Below are 241 nucleotides of genomic sequence, written 5' to 3' on the forward strand. Positions count from 1 at the left end.
GTTTCCGACGATGGCAAGACGGTGTATGCGCACCAGTTCGTAGCCAACAAGACGGAGTTCGAGGATGACTTCACCATCGAACAGACCCAGACCGGCGACGAATACCCCTGGAGCGGCGACATCACCTTCCATGTGTCCAACCCGAACGGCCTGAATAAGAAGGTTGCCGTGCGCATCCCGCAGTGGTCCAAGGACTACACGCTGGAAGTCAACGGTAAGCCGGCCGATCTTCCGGTGGCCG

Annotated in this window: 1 pseudogene; it reads left to right on the plus strand. The window is 58.9% G+C overall.

Going from position 1 to position 241, the window contains the following annotated elements:
* Positions 1 to 241: pseudogene (locus tag L0M85_RS09985) on the plus strand (beta-L-arabinofuranosidase domain-containing protein); the annotation flags it as partial.

The organism is Streptococcus sp. DFI.7.26, from assembly GCF_022240605.1.
Lineage (GTDB): Bacteria > Bacillota > Bacilli > Lactobacillales > Streptococcaceae > Streptococcus > Streptococcus xiaochunlingii.